Genomic DNA, 20,724 nt, shown 5'->3' on the forward strand with positions numbered 1-20,724 from the left:
GCAAATATGCGGAAGATGCACTCGGGCAGGCCGGACTCAGGCCAGATCGGCCGAGATCCGCCCCCGCACCACCGCCGGTGCCGTCGAGTGCGGCAGCAGATCGCGCGGGTCGTCCGGCAGCAGCACCTCGATCTCCGCGTCCTCGCGGAAGCGGTACGGCCGATGCTCCAGGAACCCCCCGAGATAGCGCCGCACCCGCGACATCTCGGCGCGCACCGTCACCGTACGGCCCGCGTCGCCGAACATGTCCTCGGCCAGCCCCGCCGCGCTGCGCCCGGCGCGGTGCAGGGCCAGCAGGTACAGCAACTCGGCGTGCCGGGGGCTCAGTTCATGGCTCCAGGAACCCGCGCTGCCGGAGACCGTCACCGACCAGCGGCGCGCCTGCGTCAGGTTCAGGGCGATCCGCGTCGCCCCGGGCGGCACCGGCTCGTCGGCGGCCCGCAGCAGCCAGCCGCCGGCCAGCGGTTCCACCGAGCACAGGCCGAGCGGCGGCAGCCACCGTCGGCCCGGCGACAGGGATTTGGGCAGCGCGATCCGGTGCGCGTACGGCATCCCGGTCACCGCGGCGGTCCAGCCGTCCCGGTCCACCACCAGGGCCCGCCCGGCCAGCCGGGCCAGCACCGGCGCCGCCACCGCGCGCAGCCGCTCCAGCGAGGTCAGATGCACCTCGCGCAGCCGGGCCTCGGCGAGCTTGGCCACCGAGTCGACCCAGGCGAGCGTGGCCGGGTGCATGGTCTCCAGCGGTCCGCTGATGTCCACCACGCCGATCAGCCGGCCGTCCCGCGGGTCCGTGATGGGGGCGCCGGTACAGGTCCAGGCGGTCTGCGAGCGCTGGAAGTGCTCGGAGGCGAAGACCTGCACGGGTCGGCGCACCACCGCAGGAGTGCCCACCCCGTTGGTGCCGACGACGCTTTCGCGCCAGTCGGCGCCGAGTTCGAAGCCGAGGCCGTCGGCCTTGCGCAGCACGGAGGAGTTGCCCTCCCGCCACAGCACCCGGCCCTCGTCGTCGGCGACGACCATGATGTGGTGGGCGATGTCGGCGACCGACAGCAGCCCCTCGCGCAGCACCGGCAGGACATGTCTGAGCGTGGTGGTCTCCCGGCGCCGCTGCACCTCCTCGCGGGACAGCAGCCCGGACCGGAAGTCGCGGTCGGGATCGACACCGCTGCGCAGCATGCGTGACCAGGACTGCTCGATCACCGGGCGCGGCGCGACGGGCGCGCGCCGGCCGGAGAGCGTGGCGGAGCGGACGTCGCTGAGTACGCGCGCCGCCCGAGCCGAGTCCACGGCGGCGAGCTGCGTCACGTCCGTCGGCGAGAGCGCCACGGGTCCCTCCCGGTTCGACTCGTACAGACCGTGCCTCTCATAGTGCCGTCCGCCGGTCGCGGAGGGACCCACTCCGCGCCCAGAAGCCAACAAGTTGCAACCCCTTGCAACCCTGGTGGTCCGCCCTGACCTGATTGAAACTTGAGCAACGCCGTCCCGAGCGGCGTTCGCGGCCTCGAACAGGCCATGGCGGGGGTGGTGCCGTGTCGGCGCAGCACCACCCCCTGCCTCCGGCGGTTGGGCCGTTGCGCCTCGGGGGGTGCGGCTTGATGTCTCGTTGGCGTCTGCCGGCCGGTTGTGGCTGGTCGCGCAGTTCCCCGCGCCCCTGAGGTGGGTGCCCGTGCCCTTGGCCGGTTTGCTGGACGGGTCAGGCCACCGGGCGGGCCCGGTCCACGATCGACGCCAGGTTCAGGCTGTGGGGCAGCGTGCCGAAGGCCGCGCCTCCGTCGCCGCCCAGCCGGGAGGCGCAGAAGGCGTCCGCGACCTCGGGCGGCGCGAAGCGGACCAGGAGTGAGCCCTGGAGGACCAGTGCCAGTCGCTCGGTCAGTCGGCGGGCCCGGCCCTCGATGCCCTCCAAGTCGGCCAGTTCTGTCAGCAGGCCCTTGATCGCCGCGTCCAGGCGGTGGTCGGCGCCGCGTGCCTGGCCGACCTCCTGAAGATAGGCGTTGAGGGCCAGGGGCTCCCGCTGCAGCACCCGCAGCACGTCCAGCGCCTGGACGTTGCCCGCGCCCTCCCAGATCGAGTTCAGCGGCGACTCGCGCACCAGCCGGGGCATCCCGGACTCCTCGACGTACCCGTTGCCGCCCAGGCACTCGGATGCCTCCACCGTCAGCGGCGTACACCGCTTGGTCACCCAGTACTTGGCGGCCGGCACCGCGATCCGCAGCAGCGCCCGCTCCTGCTCGCCGCCGTCGTCGTAGGCGGCCGCGAGCCGCAGCGCGAGAGTGGTCGCCGCCTCGGACTCGACGGCCAGGTCGGCCAGTACGTTGCGCATGAGCGGCTTGTCGACGAGCTTCCCGCCGAACGCCTCGCGGTGGTCACAGTGGTGGACCGCCTGCGCGACCGCCTGCCGCATCAGCCCCGCAGAGCCCAGAACGCAGTCCAGCCGGGTCGCCGCCACCATCTCGATGATGGTGTGCACCCCGCGCCCCTCGTCGCCGACCCGGCGCGCCCACGTCCCGTCGAACTCGACCTCGCCGGAGGCGTTCGAGCGGTTGCCCAGCTTGTCCTTGAGCCGCTGGATCAGGAACACGTTGCGGGTGCCGTCCTCCAGCACCCGCGGCACCAGGAAACAGGAGAGCCCGCCCGGCGCCTGCGCCAGCACCAGGAACCCGTCCGACATGGGTGCCGAGCAGAACCACTTGTGCCCGGTCAGCTCGTACGACTCGCCGTCGGGGAGCGGGCGCGCGACCGTCGCGTTGGCGCGTACGTCGCTGCCGCCCTGCTTCTCCGTCATGCCCATCCCGAACAGGGCCCCGGCCTTGAGCCGGGCGGGCCGCAGCTCGAGGTCGTAGATCACGGACGTCAGCCGCGGCTCCCACTCGGCGGCGAGATCGGGTTCCGTGCGCAGGGCGGGTACCGCCGCGTGGGTCATGGACAGCGGGCAGACGTTGCCGGCCTCGACCTGTGTCCACATGAGGAAGGCCGCGGCCCGCCGCACATGCCCGCCCGGCCGTACCCAGGCCGCGGTCAGCCCCGCCGCGACGCCCTTGCCGAGCAGCCGGTGCCAGGACGGATGGAACTCGACCTCGTCGATACGGTGGCCGTAGCGGTCGTGCGTGCGCAGCCGCGGCGGATGCGCGTTCGCCAGCGTCCCCCACTCCTGGACCTGTGCCGATCCACAGGTCCGCCCGAGCGCCGCCAGCTCGCTTCGGACGTCGTCCAGCAGCTCCGGGGCCAGGTGACGTTCGACGGCTGCGGTCAGGGCCCGGTCGGCGGTGTAGACGTCGTATCCGACCAGGGGCGGGGGCTGGTTGGTCACGGTGTGCGTGCTGCCTGCCATACCTGTGAACCTATCCCTCCGTGGGGCGCTGCTCTCCAGCCTGACACGGCACCGGCGCGGGGGAGCGGGCAGGTCGCGGGGGCGCGCACCCGGCGCCGCGATGAGTGCGCCCCCGTACGGCGGATACCTTTAGGTCGTGCAGCCAGCAAGTGAATCCCCTCAGCGGACCTCCGGTCGTCTCCACCGGGTGCGTGTCCTCTACCGGAACGTCTCCAAGCGCAGGACCGCCTGGCTGTTGCTCAAGGACACCGTCAATTCCTGCATCGAGTACCGCATCCTGGGCCTCGCCGCCGAGGCCGCGTTCTTCACGCTGCTGTCCGTGCCGCCGCTGCTGCTCAGCATGATCGGCCTCCTCGGCTACGTCGACGACTGGACCGGCACCGACACCATCAGCAGCCTGGAGACCAACCTCATCGAGGCCTCGCGCACCGTCCTGTCCGACAAGGGCGTGCGCCAGATCGCCCAGCCGATCCTGGACGACGTGATGCACGGCGGCCGCCCCGACGTCATCTCCGTCGGCTTCCTGTTCGCCCTGTGGTCGGGGTCGCGCGCGGTGAACGTCTTCATAGACACGATCACCGTGATGTACGGCCTCGACGGCGTCCGGGGGATCGTCAAGACCCGGCTGGTGGCGTTCCTGCTGTTCATCGCCGCCCTGCTGATCGGTTCGGTGGCGCTGCCGCTGATGGTGGCGGGGCCGGACGCGGTGGTGCGGATCGTGCCGTGGTCGGAGACCGTGGTGCAGGTCCTGTACTGGCCGGTCGTGATCGTCCTGTCGATCGCGTTCCTGACGACGCTCTACCACGTGTCCGTGCCGGTCCGCTCGCCCTGGATCGAGGACGTGCCCGGGGCGCTGGTCGCCCTCGGCATGTGGGTGCTGGGCAGCTTCCTGCTCCGCATCTACCTGACGAACACGATCGAGGGCGCGTCGATCTACGGCTCCCTCGCCGCCGCCGTCGCCGTGATGCTGTGGATCGGTGTGTCCGCGTTCGCCGTGCTCGTCGGGGCCGCGGTCAACGCCGCGATCGACCGGGTCTGGCCGGCCGCCGCGACGGCTGCGGCCCGTGCGGCCAACGAGCGGATGCGCGAGGCCCAGGCCGCCGAGTACGTGGCCCGTCACGCCGCCGGCCGCGAGCCCGGGCTCGACGACCCCGACGACCCCGACATGCCGTCGGAGTTCCCCGAGCGGTGGTCCCGCTTCCTGCCGCCGGAGGACGTGTCGTCCCGGCTGCGGACCCATGTGAAGAGCACGCACACGCATCCGCCGCACAAGCCGGAGGACCACGGCAGCGACTGAGGGCGCTGACGGCCGCTGGGGCTGAGGGGCGTCGCGGTCAACGCCGTCGAGGCTGAACGCCGTCGTACCTGAGCGCACTCGCCGCGGAGCCGTGTTGCCAGCAGTGGGCGGCGCAGCCCACGGGCGGCAGGGCTCGGCCGACACCGGGCGACAGCGGCCGACCGTTCACGCCTTCCATGCCCCCGCCGCCGCGGCCTGCCTCGCGAAGTCCCCGAAGTCCCGTGGCTCCCGGCCCAGCACCTCGCGGACGTCGTCCGTGATGTGGGCGTTGCGGCCGTCCATGAGGGCTTCGAAGACCTCCATCAAGAGGTCCACCTCCTCGGGCGGGACGCCGAAGCCGGTCAGCGCCTCGCCGTAGGCACGCACCGGGACGGGCGTGTACGTGATCGTGCTGCCCGTCGCCTCGGTGATCTCCGCGACCGCCTCCCGCCAGGACAGCAGCCGCGGCCCGGTCAGCTCCAGCGTCCGCCCCGCATACCGGTCCCCGGCCGTCAGCACGGCCACCACGACGTCCGCGATGTCCCGCACGTCGACGAACGGCTCCGTCACCTCACCCGCCGGAAACACCAGCTCCCCGTGGACCATCCCCTCCACCAGCGGCCCCTCGCTGAAGTTCTGCGAGAACCACGCCGCCCGTACGATCGTCCAGTCCGCGCCGGACGACTTCAGCGCCTCCTCGGCCGGCCGTGCCTGGTCCTCGCCGCGGGCCGACAGCAGCACCAGCCGCCGCACGCCGAGCCCCACCGCCTCCCGGGCGAGCGCGCCGATGCCTTCGGCCGCCGCAGGGGAGCCGATGTCGGACGGGTACATCAGATACGCCGCGTCCGCGTCGCGCAGAATCTCCGCCCAGGTGGTCGGGTCCTCCCAGTCGAAGCCCTGCGCCCGGGACGCGGCCCGCACCGTGAGCCCCGCCCCGCGCGCCGCTTCCGCCACCCGGCTCCCCGTACGCCCCGAGGCCCCGGTCACCACTACCGTCATCCGCTGCGTGTTCGCCGTGTTCGCCGTGTTCGCCGTGTCGGCCGCGTTTTCCGTCATGCGCCCAGTCAACGGTCGCACGCCCCAACAACCCATCGCTGAACGGCTCATTCCCATACGCGGACGTCTACGCTGACGGCATGGACGCCCTTGCCGGCCTGTTGGAGGGCCCACGCGCGCGGGGCGCCTTCATGATCCGCGCGTGTTTCGAGCCGCCGTGGTCCATCCGCGTCGAGGACCGCGCTCCACTCACCGTCATGGTCATGGTCCGCGGCGACGCCTGGGTCATCCCGGACCAGGGCGAGCCGATCCGGCTGCGCCCCGGCGACCTCGCCATCGCCCGCGGCCCCGACCCCTACACCTGCGCCGACGACCCCACCACCGCGCCCCAGGCCCTGATCCTGCCGGGCGCCGAGTGCCGCTACCCCGACGGCCGCTCCCTCAACGGCTCGATGGACCTGGGCGTGCGCACCTGGGGCGACCGGCTCGACGGCTCGGCGGTGATGCTGATCGGCACGTACCTGTGGCAGGGCGAGATCAGCGGGCGGCTGCTGAACGCGTTGCCGCCTCTGCTGTCGCTCACGGCCGACGTGTGGAACTGCCCCCTCACGCCCTACCTGATGGAGGAGGTCGCCCGCGACGAACCCGGCCAGGAGGTCGTCCTGGACCGCCTGCTCGACCTGCTGGTCATCGCCGCGCTCAGGGCCTGGTTCTCCCGCCCGGAGGCGGAGGCCCCGGCCTGGTACCGCGCGCTGGCGGACCCGGTCGTCGGCCGTGTCCTGCGCCTGCTCCAGGACAACCCCGCACACCCCTGGACGGTGGCCTCGCTGGCCGCCAAGGCGGGGGTGTCCCGGGCCGCGCTGGGCCGCCGCTTCACGGAACTGGTGGGGGAGCCGCCGATGACGTACCTCACGGGGTGGCGGCTCGCGCTGGCGGCGGATGCGCTGCGCGACACCGACGACACGCTGGATGCCATTGCCCGGCAGGTGGGTTATGGGAGCGCGTTTGCTCTGTCCAGTGCGTTCAAGCGGGTTCATGGGGTGAGCCCGCAGGAGTATCGGGGGCGGGTGGTGGTGGGGTAGGGCGGGTTCGCCGTGGGGTGTGTCGGTGCTTAGCGGACTGTGGGCTGCGGGTTGTCTGTGGTTGCTCGCGCCCACGCGGCGGAACCGCACATCGACACAGCCCGGCGCCCCTTGGGCGCGTCGTAGGCTGGCGTGTGTGTATACGGAACGGGCGTGCCGGCTCCTGGGCGCCGTCGTCTGGACGAACACTCCGTCCGGCGCGGGCGTCGGGCCTGTTCTGCCGGACGGGTGCATGGATCTGCTCTGGAACGAGGGGCGGCTGCTCGTCGCGGGGCCCGACACCCGTGCGTACGTCACCGCAGGCGCGCCCAGTACGTGGGTCGGCGTCCGTTTCTACCCCGGCACCGCGCCCGGCCTCCTCGGCGTGCCCGCGCACGAGCTACGCGATCGGCGCGTCGACCTCGCGGATCTGTGGCCGGCCTCGGAGGTACGGCGACTGCGGGGGCGAATCGGGGCCGCGGCCGACCCCGTGACCGCGCTCGAAGACGTGGCGCTGGAGCGGGCCGCCGGTGCCGAGCCGCCCGACCCGCTGCTACGAGGGGTGGTGACCGCCCTCGACGCGGGGCGGCCTGTCGCGACCACCGCCGACGAACTCGGCCTCGGCGCCCGGCAGTTGCACCGCCGCTGCCTGACCGCCTTCGGCTACGGCCCCAAGACGCTGGCCCGGATCCTGCGGCTGCGACGGGCCCTCGCCCTGGCGCGGGGCGGCGTGACCTTCGCGGACACGGCCGTGCGGGCCGGGTTCGCCGACCAGGCTCATCTGGCGCGGGACGTCAGGGAGTTGGCGGGCATGCCGCTCGGTGAGCTACTCGGCCGGCGCGGCGGCTAGCGGCGCGAACAGGTCGACGCCGTTTCCGTCCGGGTCCTGGACGGAGGCGTACCGCTGGCCCCAGAAGGCGTCCCACGGCTTGAGCTCCCCGTGGCAGCCGGCGCCCACCAGCTCTTCGTACACCGCGTCCACCTCACTCGGATCCGCGCACCGCAGCGCCAACGAGTGCCGGCCGCTCCCCGTGGGTGGCTGCCACTCCGGGAGGAAGGAGCGCACGGTCGCCTCCGTGTCGAGCAACAACCGCAGCCCGCCCGGCAGTTCCGCCTCGGCGTGCGGCTCGTTCTCGGCGCCGTCGGGGAAGGCGAAGCCGAGGCGGCGGTAGAAGACGACGGAGGCGGCCATGTCGGAGACGACGAGGCCGATGGCATCGAATCGTGGAGTCATGCGGCCACCGTAGGCAGCCGGTGACGGCCGGGTCTTGAAGGAATCGGACACCCCGTCGGACACCCCGTCGGACACCCCGTCGGACAGCCTGTCGGGCGTCCCGTCGGGCGCCTAGTGGAAGGTCACCGGTCCCAGCGGCGTGTCCACCGTGAACGACATCCCCACCGGGCCCGTCGTGAGGTCGAGGTCCGTGCCGAGGGCTGCCAGCAGGGGACGGATCTCGTCCGGCTCGGGGGCGCTCGCGGACAGGGACAGCAGGGGTGTGGTGGGCAGGTCCGAGGCGGTGGGGTGGACCGTGGCGCTCCAGTCGATGAGGAAGGGGACCAGGCCGGAGGGGTGGGCGTCGTCGCCGTCGGTGAGCCGCCATTCCAGCAGGGTGCCGTCGGGTCTGCGGCGCCTCATCGCCTGCGCCGGGCCGGGGTCGTACCCCTGGGCCCGGGCGGCCGCGATCGCCGCGTCCAGGTCGGGCGGGCTGATCGCCCAGGTGACCGTGCGCGGGGCGGTGAGCCCGTCGACCTCGAAGGGTCGGGGCTGCCCGGGCGCGGACTGCTCGGTGTCCGGCCCGATGATCTCCAGGTAGCTGGCGCCGCCCAGGGACACCAGACAGTTGCGGGTGCCGAGCCCGACGTGCACGCCGCCCGGGGCCGGGGGCACGCCGGTGCGTCGGGTGAAGTCGGCGACCGTGGCGGCCAGGTCCGGGGTCGCGAGGACGAGATGGTCCAGGAGCGCGGGGATGGCGTTCATCGCAGCCGAGGCTACGCAGAGCGGCCTGCGTTATGGAACACCTGTGCGCCAGGACGGGCCGGTGGCCTCACTCCTCGAACACGACGGTGCCGTCCTCCAGCAGCGTCGGATGGATCTTCATCGGGCCGTACTCGTCGATGTCCGACGGGCGCGGCGTCTCCGGACCGTCGGGGCCCATGCGCAGCAGGCGCTCGGTACGGCAGATCCGGAAGACCCGGCCCGCCACATGGGCCTCGTCGGCGCGCTCGAGCGCCCGGAACTCCTCGGCCGCCTTCTCGTACACGGCCTTCTTCTCGTCGTCGAACTTGTAGAGCATGGGCCACATCTCGCTCATCGCGTCGTAGAGCACGCGTCTGGCGTCGTGCGGGGTGGACTGGAGGGCGAGGGCCGGCTCCCAGCCGGTCCGTTCGCGCTCGACCACGGCGAAACAGGTGGGCAACAGCACGACCTGCGGGTGCGAGTGCACCGCCTGCTCCGACTCCCTGCGCAGGTCGAGGGGGAACCGCACGCCCCGGTACGCGAAGTCCCGCAGCGCGGCCAGCAGGGCGCCCGTCATCGGGCCGCCCTCCACACGGTCCGGGTCGAGGGCGAAGTCCAGGTCGGGGGAGGGGGTGTGGTCGGCGCGCCGGTCCCAGGTCCGCTCCGCGGGCTCCGGGTCGGTGGGGCGAGGCGGCTCCAGCCGGTTGTTGCCGTCGCAGCGCGTGAACTCGTCCCCGCGCACGATCCGGTACCGGACCCCGCACGCCTCGACCTCGTTCACCGGCTCCCGTTCCAACACCTCCACGGCGGCGAGCAGTTCACGCCGTACGGCGGGATCGTCGGTGTCGTCCTTCGCGCGGAACCACAGATGTGTGTTGAGCGAGTCCCGGCACATCTGCGGCATCCCGTTCACGACCGGCTTCAGCACCCGCCACTCGGGCCCCACCGCCGGATCCTGCACGGCGACCCCGAACACCGGCCCACGCAGGGCGAACCCGGGATAGAGCAGAGAGGCGTCCACCGCGTCGGCCTCCCGCACCCACGCGGCGGGGTCGTCACGGCGGATCAACTCGTCGTGGAGGGCGTGGATCTGTTGCTGCCAGTCATGGGTCATGCACGCATTGTTTCCGGGGCGGGTGCGCACGCGGGGGTGAAGCGACCCAACAACCCGGGTTGTTGAGGTGCCCCGGTGACCCGAAATTCTCGGATCACCGGCAGCGGTGGGACCGAACAGCCGGCTCCCCTAGGCTCGCCCGCATGGCCGCACGACTCCTCGTCCACACCCGCACCACCGCCTACCGGCACGACTCCATCCCGGCCGGCGTCGAGGCCGTCCGCACCATCGGCGACTTCGAGGTGGACCACACCGAGGACCCCGCGGCCTTCGAGAAACCCCTCGACGATTACGCGGCCGTCGTCTTCCTCTCCACCAGCGGCGAGGTGCTCACCCCCGCCGGGCGCGAGCGGCTCGCCGCGTACGCCTCGTCGGGCGGCGGCTTCGTCGGCGTGCACGCTGCGGCCTGCACCGAGTACGACTGGCCGTACTACGGCGAGCTGTTGGGCGCGCGGTTCGACCGGCACCCCGAGTACCAGCCCGGCAAGGTGGTCGTGGAGGACCGCGACCATCCGGCCACCCGGCACCTGTCCGCCGTATGGGACTTCGTCGACGAGTGGTACGACTTCCGCACCAACCCCCGGGGCGCGGTACGGGTGTTGGCCCGCGCCGACGAGTCGTCGTACGACGGCGGCGGCATGGGCGAGGACCATCCGCTGGTGTGGTGCCGCGAGCAGGGATCCGGACGCGTCTTCTACACGGCGCTCGGACACGCCTGCGAGGCGTATGAGGACCCGGACTTCCGCGCGCACCTGCTCGGCGGGATCAACTGGGCGGCGAGACTGAGTGGGAAGGAGACGAGGTAGCGCGGCGGGCCACTCGTCCAGGAAGTCCGATACGCCGGGAGGCGCAGGTGTCGATGACGAGCTTCGATACGAGTGAGCGGCTGATGTGGGCGGGCCGGGCGACCGCCTACGCCGGAAGCTTCGCCAGGCTGTGCGGCCATCCGGTGCCGCGGCTGCTCGATGCCGCTGAAGTCCGGCCCGGCCTGCGGATACTGGATGTGGGAACCGGGCCGGGGACCGTCGCCGCTGCCGCATGTGCGCGGGGCGCGAGGGTGACGGCCGTGGATGCCGAACCGACCATGGTCCAGCTGGCCATGCGGGCCGCGCCTGAGGCAGACGTACGAGTGGCTGCCCTTCCCGAGCTTCCCTTCAGCGACGGGGAGTTCGATGCCGTCGTGGCCAACTTCGTGCTGAACCATGTCGGCCGGCCCGGGCTCGCCCTCGCTGAGCTGCGCCGCGTCGTCCGGCCGAACGGCTGGGTCGCGCTGACGATCTGGGCGGCGCCACCGGCACCGGGCCAGGCTCTGCTCGGCCGCGCGATCCAGGCCGCGGGTGCGGTGCGTCCCGTGCATCCGCCCGCGGGACTGGCCCCCGAGGACGACTTTCCCCGTGGCGAGAGCGGACTGACCGGCCTGATGCACGCGGCAGGGCTGTGTGAGGCGGTCTGCGAGACCCTGCGCTGGGACCACCGGGCCGACGCCGAGGAGTGGTGGAGCGGTCCTGCGGCCGGCGTGGCCTTCGGCGGTCAGATCGTGCAGAGCCAGACCCCGGGGATCCGGGCCGAGATCAAACGCCACTTCGATCTCTTCAGTGCCAAGTTCGCGGACGAATCCGGTGTGCTGACGTTGCCGCATGCGGCGTTGCTCGCCCGCGCGCGCCGCTGAACTCCTTGTGCTGCTCGGCTTTGATCTCGCACGTCGAACCCCGGCGCGTTCGTCTCGCGCCGGGGTTCGACCTGCCGTTACGGCGTCACGACGGACGACGCGGCCTGCGGAGCGCGCGGAACTGGGGGCCGTAGGTGCCCGGGGCGTAGCGGAGCCCGGTCTCCATCAGTTCCACGGCGGGATCCTCCAGCGCACGCATGGCGTGCATGGCCGCGTTCAGGGTGCGCTCGCCGCCACCCGCCCAGGCCGCGTCGAGGCCGTCCAGCACGGTGCTGTAGGTGGCGTCGAAACGGAACAGGAGCTGCCCGACATGGACCGGGGGCCTGGGCCAGCCGCCGACCGGGACCGGGGCCATGGGGCGCACGTCGGGGAAGGGTACGGGCGGGCCGACGTACCGCCAGCCGTCGTCGGTCTGACGCAGCTCCCGACCGTGGTAGATCTCGCCGAAGGCGTAGTAGTGCGCCGGATAGTCGTCCTCGAACGAATCGGACGGGGAGCTGGCGGTGCCCTCGCCCTGCTCCCTGATGATCTCGATGGCGCGCTCGACGTCGTCGAGGGTCTCGACCGGATGCAGTTCGTCGGAGAAGACGTACTGGGACAGCTGCCCGCGCGCCGACAGCTCCGGCTGCACCGTCCGGAACGCCCGCATCATCTCGGCGTAGAACTCGCCGACGGTGGGCGAGGAGCCCGCGCTCCGCACGAGCGATTCCTCGGGAGCCTCGATCGCCATCATCACGTCGCGCACGAAGGACTTGGTCAGGCCCGACAGGTAGACGGTCACACCGGCACGCACACCGCCGGGCAGCGGGCCGGGGGAGGCGGGCGCGGAAGCCTTGATCTGCGGCCTGCCGCCCACTGCCACCAGCAGGTTGCAGACGATGCCCAGGTGGTACATCTCGTCGCCGACGATGCGCTTGATCATTCGTGCGACCTCACTGCGGCGGTCCTTGACGGACCACCAGCCGCACAAGTAGGGCGGGATGGTGGAGAGTTCGAGTCCCACGGCTACCTGAAGGGCCGACCTGATCCAGGCGACTCCGCGGCCCTCGTGGGGAACGGCCAGCAGACGCGCCACGGATCCGAGGCCGGGCGCGACAGGTGGCGCGGCCTCCGGCAGCGCGGCAGGTGGCGCGGCCTCCGGCAGCGCGGCAGCCTGCGCGGGACCGGCGACCGCGGCCGGTGCGCCTGCCGCCACAGCAGCCGTCGCCAGGAAAGTCCTGCGCTTGAACGGAGAAACTGCCGACTCGTCCGGCTCTTGGCCCATACCCGTCACCCTCGCCTCAGCTTATGGCTACGGCCCCGCTCTGCTCGACGCACCCGGGACCCCTCGACAGCTCGCGAAGCTAGCAGCCATCACGGCCGCCACCAGGGCAGACGAGCCGAGCGGCGCATCGACCCACCCTGTCGGTCCAACGTGGGGGAGACGTCAGCGAAGAGGTGCCCGTTCGTCGACACGGTGTGTCGCAGCGCCCAGGCAGGGGCGGTCCACACTTGCCGTTCGTGCCCGTCGTGGACCTGGCGGCGCCCGTTTCCGGTGCCGGCGGCGGGCACGGGCCGAGGACGCACCGGCCCGAGCCGGCCGACGCTGACCCCTTGCCGTCGACGACCCGGACGGTCGTACACGACAAGCCGCACCAGCCGAACTCACGGACTCACGGACCCACGGCCCCACGGCCCCACGGCCCCACGGACTCAGCAAAGTGATCGTTCGCGCGGCCCCGCCGTGCTCGACCGCTCCACCAACCGCGTAGACAGCTCCGTCCGCGTACTCTCCGGCCGGTCCCCGTCCATCATCCGCACCAGCAGCCGCAGCGCCGTCGCCGCCATCTCCGACAGCGGCTGGCGGACCGTGGTGAGGGACGGGGCGATCCAGCGGGACTCCGGCAGGTCGTCGAAGCCCACGACGCTCACGTCGTCCGGCACGCTCAACCCCCGTTCCGCCAGCGCCTCGTAGACCCCGAGGGCCATCCGGTCCGAGCAGACGAAGACGGCCGTCGGCGGTTCGGGCAGGTCGAGGAGGTCCAGCATGCGGCGGCGGGCGACCCCCTCGTCGAAGCCCGCGTGCCGGACGTACTCGCGACGGTGCCGCACCCCGGCGGACGCGAGCGCGGAGCGGTAGCCGGCCACCCGGGCGGTGCTGCACATCTTGCGCTGGTGACCGGCGATGATGGCGATGCGTTCGTGGCCGAGCGCCAGGAGGTGCTCGGTCGCGATGACGCCGCCGTGCCAGTTCGCCGCGCCCACCGACACCACGCCCGACGGCGGCTCCAGCACCGGGTCGATCATCACGAACGGGATGCGGTGCTGATCCAGCCACGCGTACTGCGACGGCGTCAGCTCGGCCAGGTTGAACAGCACCCCGGACGAGCCGCGCGCGATGAGCTTGTCCAGCCAGCCGCGCTCCGGTCGCCCGCCCCGCGTCCGGGTCAGCCCGGCCGAGACCACCACCTCCAGGCCCGCGTCGTGGGCCGCCGCCTCCACGCCGTGCAGCACCGCACCCGACCACGAGGTTTCCAGGGAGTGCACGACGAGGTCGACCAGTCCCGGCGTCTTCGCCGCGTCGAAGCGGGGTCTGCGGACGTAGCCGAGCCGGTCCAGTGCCTCGGTGACCCGGCGGCGGGTCTCGGGGGCGACGTCCTCCCGGCCGTTGACCACCTTGGACGCGGTCGGCACGGACACCCCGGCCTCGCGGGCCACGACGGCCAGGGTCGGCCCGGCCGCTACGCTCGCACTGCCCGTACGGACCATCGAGAACCGCCTCTCAGGCCCGCCCGAGGGCCTTGAAAAGTTTCGACCAGCCGGAAACAGTAAGCGCTTCCTACCCTAGGTTCACCGCGATGAGTCCGGAAGAGGCCGGAGTTCGCAGGAATTCGCGGGTCACGACTTTCGAAACTTCGAACAGGCTCAAGGGCGGCCCAGGGCTACCAGCAGGTCAGACGGAACCCCGTGAAGTCGGCCGTGAAAGCCGAGTCGACCAAGTCCATGGCGTGGACGCCGGCCATCGCCCCGGTGAAGCGCAACTTGGAGCCGTAGTCGTCGGAGAGCTTGGTGAAGTCCAGCGGCGGGCCGACCGGCGTGCGGACGCCCCCGCGGACGTACCAGAACCGTGCCCGGCCGTCGTCCACGGTCACGCCCAAGGTCAACGGCGCGCTCGCGTCCACCTCCACGACGGCCGCCTGCCGGGTGCCGAACTCCTCACGCTCCACGAGGCTGAGCACCGTACGGCCCTCACCTCGCCACTGCTGTCCGTGCTGCCCCTCGCCCTCGGGCTCCGCCCAGGTGAGGTCGAGGCTCAGATACGCCTCCGTGTTGTACCGCAGGACCAGCCCGGCGGCATGCGTGAACGTGCGCGGCCGCGCCTGAACGGTGACCTCGGCCTCCGCGCGGTGCTCGGTGATGCGCTGGGCCAGCAGACTGTGCGCCCACCGCGACTCGGGACCGTGCCGACCGCGCAGCCGGATCCAGCCGGGGCGGGCGGTCGCGTCGGCCCAGCTCGCGTCGGCGTAGCCGCGCAGCGTGCTCCAGGGCCAGCCCAACGGGTCGTCGGTGTCGGTGAGTCGGGGCTCCGGCTCGGCGGGAGGTGTCGGTACGTCGACCTCGACCGCCGGGTGCCAGCCGCCGTGCCGCAGTCGGGGCCAGCCCGTCTTGTCCCAGCTCAGCACCTGGATCGCGGTCTCCCGGCCGAGGGGGCAGCGGGGGCCGTCCGGCGTCCGCAGCGGCCGTGCCGTGAGGTGGCTCATCACCCACGCGCCGTCCGGCGTCTCGACCAGCTCCGCGTGCCCGGCCTTCTGCAACGGCACCGACGGATCGTCGCGTGTCGTCAACAGGGGTTGGCTGTCGAGCTCGTAGGGGCCGGTGATCGCACGACTGCGTGCCACCAGCACGCCGTGCTCGACCCCCGTGCCGCCTTCCGCGAGCACGAGGTAGAACCAGCCGTCGCGCTTCAGCAGCTTCGGCCCCTCGATGAGCCGTTCGTGCTGGAGCAGCAGGTGCGTGTCACCGACCGGGGCCAGGGTCTCGCGGTCCAGCTCGGTGAGGACGATCCCGGCGAAACGCTGCCCGCTCGGGCGAGGGTCGCTCTGCATGTTGAGCAGCCACAGCCGGCCCTCGTGGTGGAAGAGCGCGGGGTCGAAGCCGTGGCTCGCGAGGCGACGCGGCGCGCTCCACTTGCCGTCGACGTCCGTGGCCGTGGACACATACGTGTCCAGATCGAAGTACGGCGTCCCGACCGAGCGCACGATGGAGTACACCATCCAGAACCGCTCCCCGTCCCAGCTCAGCGAGGGCGCCCAGACGCCGCCCGAGTCGGGGACGCCGGCCAGTGAGTCGCCGGGGACCGCGCCCCGGACGTGGCCCGCGTACTCCCAGTGGGCCAGGTCCCGGGAGCGGTGGATCGGGATCGTCGGGAACCACTCGAAGGAGCTCGTGGCCACGTAGTACCAGTCGCCGACCCGGACCAGGGAGGGGTCCGGGGCGAAACCGCGCAGGACGGGATTGTGCAGCAGGGTCACTCGAACTCTCCCAGGGCGACGGTCACTTGAGGGCACCCAACGTCACGCCGGTCCGCCAGTAGCGCCGCATCGCGACCATCATGATCGCCATCGGGACGATGGACAGCAGCGCGCCCGTCAGGACGAGGCTGGTCACGTCGATGCCCGACTCCAGGCGCTTGCCCGACCAGTTGTACAGGCCCAGGTTGAGCGTCCAGTTCTCCTCGCCGCGCAGCACGGTCAGCGGGAGGAAGAACGCGTTCCAGGTGTTGACGAAGGCCAGCAGGAACACCGTCGCGCCCCCCGTCGTCATCATCCGCAGCACGATGCTGAAGAAGATCCGCAGCTCACCGGCGCCGTCGATACGCGCCGCCTCCAGCAGCTCGAACGGGATCGTGGCCTCGGTGTAGACCTTGGCCAGATACACGCTGAACGGGTTGATCAGACAGGGGATCAGCATCGCCCAGGGGGTGTCGACCATGCCGATCGCCGAGAACAGCAGGTACAGCGGGAGCGTGAGCAGGGCGATCGGGATCAGGAACGAACCGACCACGCAGGCGAACACCGCCCCCCGCCCGGGGAAGTCGAAGCGGGCGAGGCCGTAGCCCGTGGCGAGGGCGATGAGCGTGCCGCCGAGGGAGCCGACACCGGCGTACAGGAACGAGTTGGCGGTCCAGCGCAGGAAGATGCCGTCCTCGTAGGTGAAGACCTGCTGGACGTTGTCCCACAGATGCCAGCCCGAGAACCACAGCCCGTTGCTCTGGTACAGCCCCACGCGGTCCTTCGTCGCGGCGATCATCAGCCAGTACACGGGGAACAGGCTGTAGGCGCCGGCCAGGACCAGCCCGAGCAGCACGAAGCGCTGGCCGCCCTTGGAACGCGAGGCCGCATCCGGGCTGGTGAGCCGGCGGACGCTACGCCCGCGAGGTGGCACGGCGGCTGCTTCCGTGCCGTTTTCCTTGACGTTCTCCGTCAGCGCCATCAGTCCGCCTCCCTCGAGGTCAGCCGGTAGAAGAGGAAGGACGCCACACCGAGGATCAGGGCGAGCAGCACCGACAGGGCCGCGGCGTAGTGGTAGTTGGCGGCGTTGAACGCCTGGTTGTAGATGATCATGATCGGGGTGAAGCTGTCGCTGACTGTCTCCGGAGTCACGTTCCTGAACAGTGCGGGCTCGTTGAAGATCTGCAGCATCTGGATGATCGACAGCAGAGCGGTCAGCACCAGCGCCCCGCGCACGAACGGGATCTTGATGCTCAGTGCGATCCGCAGCTCCGAGGCGCCGTCAAGGCGCGCGGCCTCGAACAGTTCGCGGGGCACGCCCTGGAGGGCGGCGTAGATGATCACCATGTTGTAGCCGATGCCGTGCCAGGTCAGCAGGTTGCCGATGGCCGGCCACACCATCGACGGCGCGAAGAAGTTCCAGTCGAACCCGAACAGCTCGCCGAGCGGGGTCAGCGGGCCCACCTGCGGGCTGTACAGGTTGACCCACACGAGGGCAGCGACCACGCCGGGGATCATGTACGGCACCAGCAGCAGGATCCGGAACCGGCCGGCCACCTTCGCCGTGACCGCGTCCAGGAAGAGCGCCAGCAGCAGGCTGATGAGCAGCATGAACGGGATCTGGACGCAGGCGAACAGCACCACCCGCAGGATGGAGGTCATGAACGCCGGGTCGGTCAGGCCCTTGCCGTAGTTCTCGAGCCCGACGAACTCCGTGGTCGCGCCGCCGAGTCCCAGCCCGGACGACTTCTCCAGGAACAGTGACTGGTAAACCGCGTAACCGATCGGGAGCAGATAGAGGAAGACGAAGCCGAGCTGGAAGGGCACCGTGAACGCGGCGCCCTTCCAGCGCTGGGAGCGAATCATCGAGTCTGCCTCAGCCCTTGACGCTGATGCCGCGCTGCTTGAGGTCGTTGACCGTCCACTCCTGCATGTGCGCCAGGAGGTCGGTGACCTTCTGCTTCTTGCTGACGACCTTGGCCCACTCGGCCTGCATCTCGGTGAACATCGCGGTCCAGTTCGGACCGAAGGTCCAGCCGGTCCGGACGGTGCCCAGGCTGTCCGTGACGACCTTCTTCGCCGGCTCGTAGTTCTTGCCGAGCAGCTTCTCGGAGATCGCTTCGGAGACGTACGACTCGCTGTCCGCGAGCGCCGGCATCACACCGCTGCCGGTCTCCGGGCTCGCCATGGTCTTGACCGCTCCGGTGTCCGTGGACATCCACAACGCCGCCTGGGCCGCCTGCTCCTGGTACTTGCACTGCTCGCTGACCAGGGTCAGGTTGCCGCTCTGGTTGGTACCGGCCGGCGTCTGGGCAGCCTCGCCCGCGAAGGCCGGCCACGGGGCGAGCGCCCAGTCGCCGAAGGACTTGGTGAAGTTCTGCACCATGCCGGACATCTGCCAGGTGGAGATCTGCCGGGTCGCGGTGGCGCCTGTGTCGAAGCTGCGCTGCACGGCCGCGTAGTCGGCGAAGGACAGCTTGGCGTTCAGGTCGTTGTCGATGATCTCCTGGATCACCTCGGCGGCCTTCAGGGTGCCCTCGTCCTGGAAGTCGATCTTCCAGGAGTCGCCGTCGATGCTGTACCAGTTCGCCCCGGCCTGCATGGCCAGCACCTCCAGGGTGCTCGGGTCCTCACCGGCGTAGTTGGTGACCTTGATGTCGTGCTTCTTCAGTTCCTTGCCGGCGGCGATGAAGTCGTCCCAGGTCGTCGGGGCCTTCAGGCCGTACTTCTTGAAGATGTCGGTGCGGTAGATGGTGAAGGCCGGTGCCGAGGCGGTGGGGACGCCGTAGACCTTGCCCTGGACCTGGCCGGTGGCCCACGAGCCGGTGTTGAACTTGTCCTTGTCGGCCTCGACGTACTTGGTGATGTCGGCGAGCGCACCCTGCGCGACCCAGCTGGTCACGTACTCACCGGTGTTCTGCAGCAGACAGGGCGCGTTGCCCGCCTTGACGGCGTTGGTCAGCTGCTTCTGCATGGTCAGCTGGTCGGTGACCTTCGTGTACTTGAGCTGAACGTCCTTGTGGCCGGCGTTGAACGCCTTGACGACGGCCTCCTGGCCGTTGGCCCAGCCCCAGAAGTCGAGGGTGACGGGGCCGGAGGCGTTGGAACCGGAGTCCGAGTCCGTGGAGCCGGATCCGCCACAGGCGGCGAGCAGACCTGTCAGAGCGATTCCCGCAACGGCGGCGGAGGCGAACCTTCTCCGGGGGCTGGTGAAGTTCATCTGACCGTGATCCTTCGGAATGAGAGCGTTCTATCGGAACGGCGGCGGCTCGGTGGTGCCGGCCAGGAACGGCGGCCGGAAATCATCGGCTCGCGGTTGCGGGGGGTCGGCCAAGCAGAAGCTGTAGTAAGCGGTTGCAGGGACGGTAGGCCGACGCCTTCGGTCATAGCAAGAGGTGCGCGGCAATTTGTTACTTCGGTTTGTCAGTGGGATCACCCCGTGGTGACACGGCGGCGGCTCGCGGCTGCTGCCGCATATCCGCAGGTCACGCACGTCTGGCCGAGAGCTGTGCAGACCGGGGGCGAGGCTCTCGGCAGCGCGGAGAAGGTGCGAAAAACTTGAAGAAACCGATTACGTAACGCATGCTCAGTCGCGCTTCAAAGGGATGCGCGGGTGGGGGCGCGATCGGCCTCGGCGCTGCACCGCGCGCCGGTCAGCCCCGCAGGCCAGTCCCGCAGGCCAGTCCCGCCGGTCAGCCCTTCCGGGTCGGCGGCCGTACGGAGTTGCGTACGACGACATGGGTGCCCAGCACCAGATGGTCGCCGTCACTGCCCTTGCGGCGCCCCGCGGTGCCCTCCCGCCGGTCGGCCACGGCACGCAGCGCGACCCGGCCCATCTCCTCGTACGGCACGTGCACGGTGGTGAGTTGGGGGGTGAGCTGGGAGGCGAGCGGAATGTCGTCGTAGCCGACGATCGACACGTCCTCGGGCACCCGCAGCCCCGCCGCGCGCAGCGCCTGCATAGCCCCGGCGGCGACCACATCCGTCCCGGCGAGGACGGCGGTGAAGTCCGGCGTCTCCTCCAGGGCGGTCTCGACGGCCTCGTACCCGTGCTCGTAGTCGTACGGGCCATGCCGAACCAGCCGCGGCTCGAACGGCACTCCGTACGCCTCGAAGGCGCGCTCGGCGCCTCTCAAACGGCCCTGGGCGGTGGTGAGTTCGGCGTGCCCCGGCAGCACGAGAACCCGACGGTGCCCGGCCGACAGCAGATGGCTGGCCATGGCATAGGCGCCGCCTTCGTTGTCGTAGTCCACCGTCGTCGCCGGCACATCACCCTCCAGCGGCGGTCTGCCCACCAGCACCAGATGCGATCCGGCGGCGTCGAGGGAACGGGCGAACCTGGCCATGCGCAGCTGGTACTCGTCGTAGTCGTAGGCCCCGCCCAGCAGCACCACCGCGGCGACGCCCTGCTGGCGCATCAGGTTGACCAGCGCGAGCTCCCGCTCGGGATCGTCACCCGTGGTCCCCACCAGCGAAAGCCAGCCACGCAGCGTGGCAGCACCCTCCACGCCCTTCGCCACATGGGCGAACGCGGCGCCGGTGATGTTGTTGATGAGGATGGCCACGGTGGGCGTACCGCCGCCGGCCAGGGAGCGGGCGTGGGCGTTGGTGACGTAGTCCAGGTCCCCAACGACCTTCATCACCCGGCGGCGCAGATCATCCGACACCGGGTAGTTGCCGGACAGGACGCGCGACACGCTGGCGACGGAGACGCCCGCGCGCTCCGCGACGTCCCGGATGGTCGCCCGACCGGCATCACCGGCCACCTTGCGCTGACTCACCCTTGCGGCTCCTTCACCGTCGCGCCTGCCTCACGGAAACCGTATCCCATGG

Annotated in this window: 18 protein-coding genes; 5 read left to right on the top strand and 13 right to left on the bottom strand. The window is 71.1% G+C overall.

Annotation, left to right across the window (positions count from 1 at the left end):
• Nucleotides 1-36: 36 nt before the first annotated feature.
• Both AB5J49_RS37395 and AB5J49_RS37400 read right to left on the bottom strand, forming a co-directional pair.
• Nucleotides 37-1,326 carry a GAF domain-containing protein gene (locus tag AB5J49_RS37395; protein ID WP_369173270.1) on the bottom strand — a complete coding sequence of 430 codons (1,290 nt, stop codon included), beginning with the start codon at nucleotides 1,324-1,326 and terminating at the stop codon, nucleotides 37-39.
• Nucleotides 1,327-1,693: 367 nt separating this feature from the next.
• Entirely contained in the window at nucleotides 1,694-3,328 is a 1,635-nt protein-coding gene (locus AB5J49_RS37400) for an acyl-CoA dehydrogenase family protein (protein ID WP_369173271.1), read from the bottom strand.
• A 136-nt stretch (nucleotides 3,329-3,464) separates the two neighbouring features.
• On the opposite strand from AB5J49_RS37400, the gene AB5J49_RS37405 reads away from it, so the two are divergent.
• Complete coding sequence (locus tag AB5J49_RS37405; RefSeq protein WP_369173272.1) at nucleotides 3,465-4,625, top strand: YihY/virulence factor BrkB family protein; 1,161 nt, start codon at nucleotides 3,465-3,467, stop codon at nucleotides 4,623-4,625.
• 165 nt (nucleotides 4,626-4,790) lie between these two features.
• On the opposite strand, the gene AB5J49_RS37410 is transcribed toward AB5J49_RS37405, so the two are convergent.
• Nucleotides 4,791-5,660: an NAD(P)H-binding protein gene (locus tag AB5J49_RS37410; RefSeq protein ID WP_369173273.1), complete on the bottom strand. Its 870-nt coding sequence runs from the start codon at nucleotides 5,658-5,660 to the stop codon at nucleotides 4,791-4,793.
• Between the two features lie 80 nt (nucleotides 5,661-5,740).
• Between AB5J49_RS37410 and AB5J49_RS37415 the strand changes: the two genes are divergently transcribed.
• Together AB5J49_RS37415 and AB5J49_RS37420 are read left to right on the top strand one after the other, a co-directional pair.
• Complete coding sequence (locus AB5J49_RS37415; RefSeq protein ID WP_369173274.1) at nucleotides 5,741-6,682, top strand: cupin domain-containing protein; 942 nt, start codon at nucleotides 5,741-5,743, stop codon at nucleotides 6,680-6,682.
• Between the two features lie 136 nt (nucleotides 6,683-6,818).
• Nucleotides 6,819-7,511 (top strand): helix-turn-helix domain-containing protein, encoded by a 693-nt coding sequence (locus AB5J49_RS37420; RefSeq protein WP_369173275.1) that lies wholly within the window; start codon nucleotides 6,819-6,821, stop codon nucleotides 7,509-7,511.
• Here AB5J49_RS37420 and AB5J49_RS37425 read toward each other — a convergent pair.
• The 3 genes from AB5J49_RS37425 to AB5J49_RS37435 all read right to left on the bottom strand — a co-directional run bounded on the left by AB5J49_RS37425 (nucleotide 7,488) and on the right by AB5J49_RS37435 (nucleotide 9,732).
• The gene (locus AB5J49_RS37425; protein ID WP_369173276.1) at nucleotides 7,488-7,895 is read right to left on the bottom strand and encodes a VOC family protein; all 408 of its coding nucleotides are present in this window, start codon (nucleotides 7,893-7,895) and stop codon (nucleotides 7,488-7,490) included. The genes AB5J49_RS37420 and AB5J49_RS37425 overlap by 24 nt on opposite strands.
• A 111-nt stretch (nucleotides 7,896-8,006) precedes the next feature.
• Entirely contained in the window at nucleotides 8,007-8,639 is a 633-nt protein-coding gene (locus tag AB5J49_RS37430) for a VOC family protein (RefSeq protein ID WP_369173277.1), read from the bottom strand.
• Between the two features lie 67 nt (nucleotides 8,640-8,706).
• Nucleotides 8,707-9,732, bottom strand: a complete 1,026-nt coding sequence (locus AB5J49_RS37435; protein ID WP_369173278.1) for a DUF5954 family protein — start codon at nucleotides 9,730-9,732, stop codon at nucleotides 8,707-8,709.
• A 143-nt stretch (nucleotides 9,733-9,875) separates the two neighbouring features.
• On the opposite strand from AB5J49_RS37435, the gene AB5J49_RS37440 reads away from it, so the two are divergent.
• The gene (locus tag AB5J49_RS37440) at nucleotides 9,876-10,538 is read left to right on the top strand and encodes a ThuA domain-containing protein (protein WP_369173279.1); all 663 of its coding nucleotides are present in this window, start codon (nucleotides 9,876-9,878) and stop codon (nucleotides 10,536-10,538) included.
• A gap of 53 nt (nucleotides 10,539-10,591) precedes the next feature.
• The gene (locus AB5J49_RS37445) at nucleotides 10,592-11,401 is read left to right on the top strand and encodes a class I SAM-dependent methyltransferase (RefSeq protein ID WP_369173280.1); all 810 of its coding nucleotides are present in this window, start codon (nucleotides 10,592-10,594) and stop codon (nucleotides 11,399-11,401) included.
• A gap of 85 nt (nucleotides 11,402-11,486) precedes the next feature.
• Here the strand turns inward: AB5J49_RS37445 and AB5J49_RS37450 are convergent, their stop codons facing one another.
• From AB5J49_RS37450 to AB5J49_RS37480, 7 genes are all read right to left on the bottom strand, one after another.
• On the bottom strand, nucleotides 11,487-12,665 hold the full coding sequence (locus tag AB5J49_RS37450) for a ferritin-like protein (RefSeq protein WP_369173281.1): 1,179 nt from the start codon (nucleotides 12,663-12,665) through the stop codon (nucleotides 11,487-11,489).
• 428 nt (nucleotides 12,666-13,093) lie between these two features.
• Nucleotides 13,094-14,149 carry a LacI family DNA-binding transcriptional regulator gene (locus AB5J49_RS37455; protein ID WP_369173282.1) on the bottom strand — a complete coding sequence of 352 codons (1,056 nt, stop codon included), beginning with the start codon at nucleotides 14,147-14,149 and terminating at the stop codon, nucleotides 13,094-13,096.
• 173 nt (nucleotides 14,150-14,322) lie between these two features.
• Nucleotides 14,323-15,912 carry a family 43 glycosylhydrolase gene (locus AB5J49_RS37460; RefSeq protein ID WP_369173283.1) on the bottom strand — a complete coding sequence of 530 codons (1,590 nt, stop codon included), beginning with the start codon at nucleotides 15,910-15,912 and terminating at the stop codon, nucleotides 14,323-14,325.
• A 22-nt stretch (nucleotides 15,913-15,934) separates the two neighbouring features.
• The gene (locus tag AB5J49_RS37465; RefSeq protein WP_369173285.1) at nucleotides 15,935-16,873 is read right to left on the bottom strand and encodes a carbohydrate ABC transporter permease; all 939 of its coding nucleotides are present in this window, start codon (nucleotides 16,871-16,873) and stop codon (nucleotides 15,935-15,937) included.
• The gene (locus tag AB5J49_RS37470) at nucleotides 16,873-17,757 is read right to left on the bottom strand and encodes a carbohydrate ABC transporter permease (protein ID WP_369173286.1); all 885 of its coding nucleotides are present in this window, start codon (nucleotides 17,755-17,757) and stop codon (nucleotides 16,873-16,875) included. Before AB5J49_RS37470 ends, AB5J49_RS37465 begins: the two co-directional genes overlap by 1 nt.
• Nucleotides 17,758-17,767: 10 nt before the next feature.
• The gene (locus tag AB5J49_RS37475; RefSeq protein WP_369173287.1) at nucleotides 17,768-19,111 is read right to left on the bottom strand and encodes an ABC transporter substrate-binding protein; all 1,344 of its coding nucleotides are present in this window, start codon (nucleotides 19,109-19,111) and stop codon (nucleotides 17,768-17,770) included.
• A gap of 472 nt (nucleotides 19,112-19,583) precedes the next feature.
• Nucleotides 19,584-20,672 carry a LacI family DNA-binding transcriptional regulator gene (locus AB5J49_RS37480; protein ID WP_369173288.1) on the bottom strand — a complete coding sequence of 363 codons (1,089 nt, stop codon included), beginning with the start codon at nucleotides 20,670-20,672 and terminating at the stop codon, nucleotides 19,584-19,586.
• Between the last annotated feature and the right edge of the window lie 52 nt (nucleotides 20,673-20,724).

Source organism: Streptomyces sp. R28, assembly GCF_041052385.1.
Classification (GTDB): Bacteria; Actinomycetota; Actinomycetes; order Streptomycetales; family Streptomycetaceae; genus Streptomyces.

What these genes read in the sequence shown, in the direction of transcription:
- AB5J49_RS37400 (WP_369173271.1), bottom strand. Translation starts at nt 3,328, where the DNA reads ATGGCAGGCAGCACGCACACCGTGACCAACCAGCCCCCGCCCCTGGTC.
- AB5J49_RS37410 (WP_369173273.1), bottom strand. Translation starts at nt 5,660, where the DNA reads ATGACGGAAAACGCGGCCGACACGGCGAACACGGCGAACACGGCGAAC.
- AB5J49_RS37415 (WP_369173274.1), top strand. Translation starts at nt 5,741, where the DNA reads ATGGACGCCCTTGCCGGCCTGTTGGAGGGCCCACGCGCGCGGGGCGCC.
- AB5J49_RS37425 (WP_369173276.1), bottom strand. Translation starts at nt 7,895, where the DNA reads ATGACTCCACGATTCGATGCCATCGGCCTCGTCGTCTCCGACATGGCC.
- AB5J49_RS37430 (WP_369173277.1), bottom strand. Translation starts at nt 8,639, where the DNA reads ATGAACGCCATCCCCGCGCTCCTGGACCATCTCGTCCTCGCGACCCCG.
- AB5J49_RS37435 (WP_369173278.1), bottom strand. Translation starts at nt 9,732, where the DNA reads ATGACCCATGACTGGCAGCAACAGATCCACGCCCTCCACGACGAGTTG.
- AB5J49_RS37440 (WP_369173279.1), top strand. Translation starts at nt 9,876, where the DNA reads ATGGCCGCACGACTCCTCGTCCACACCCGCACCACCGCCTACCGGCAC.
- AB5J49_RS37445 (WP_369173280.1), top strand. Translation starts at nt 10,592, where the DNA reads ATGACGAGCTTCGATACGAGTGAGCGGCTGATGTGGGCGGGCCGGGCG.
- AB5J49_RS37450 (WP_369173281.1), bottom strand. Translation starts at nt 12,665, where the DNA reads ATGGGCCAAGAGCCGGACGAGTCGGCAGTTTCTCCGTTCAAGCGCAGG.
- AB5J49_RS37455 (WP_369173282.1), bottom strand. Translation starts at nt 14,149, where the DNA reads ATGGTCCGTACGGGCAGTGCGAGCGTAGCGGCCGGGCCGACCCTGGCC.
- AB5J49_RS37465 (WP_369173285.1), bottom strand. Translation starts at nt 16,873, where the DNA reads ATGGCGCTGACGGAGAACGTCAAGGAAAACGGCACGGAAGCAGCCGCC.
- AB5J49_RS37470 (WP_369173286.1), bottom strand. Translation starts at nt 17,757, where the DNA reads ATGATTCGCTCCCAGCGCTGGAAGGGCGCCGCGTTCACGGTGCCCTTC.
- AB5J49_RS37475 (WP_369173287.1), bottom strand. Translation starts at nt 19,111, where the DNA reads ATGAACTTCACCAGCCCCCGGAGAAGGTTCGCCTCCGCCGCCGTTGCG.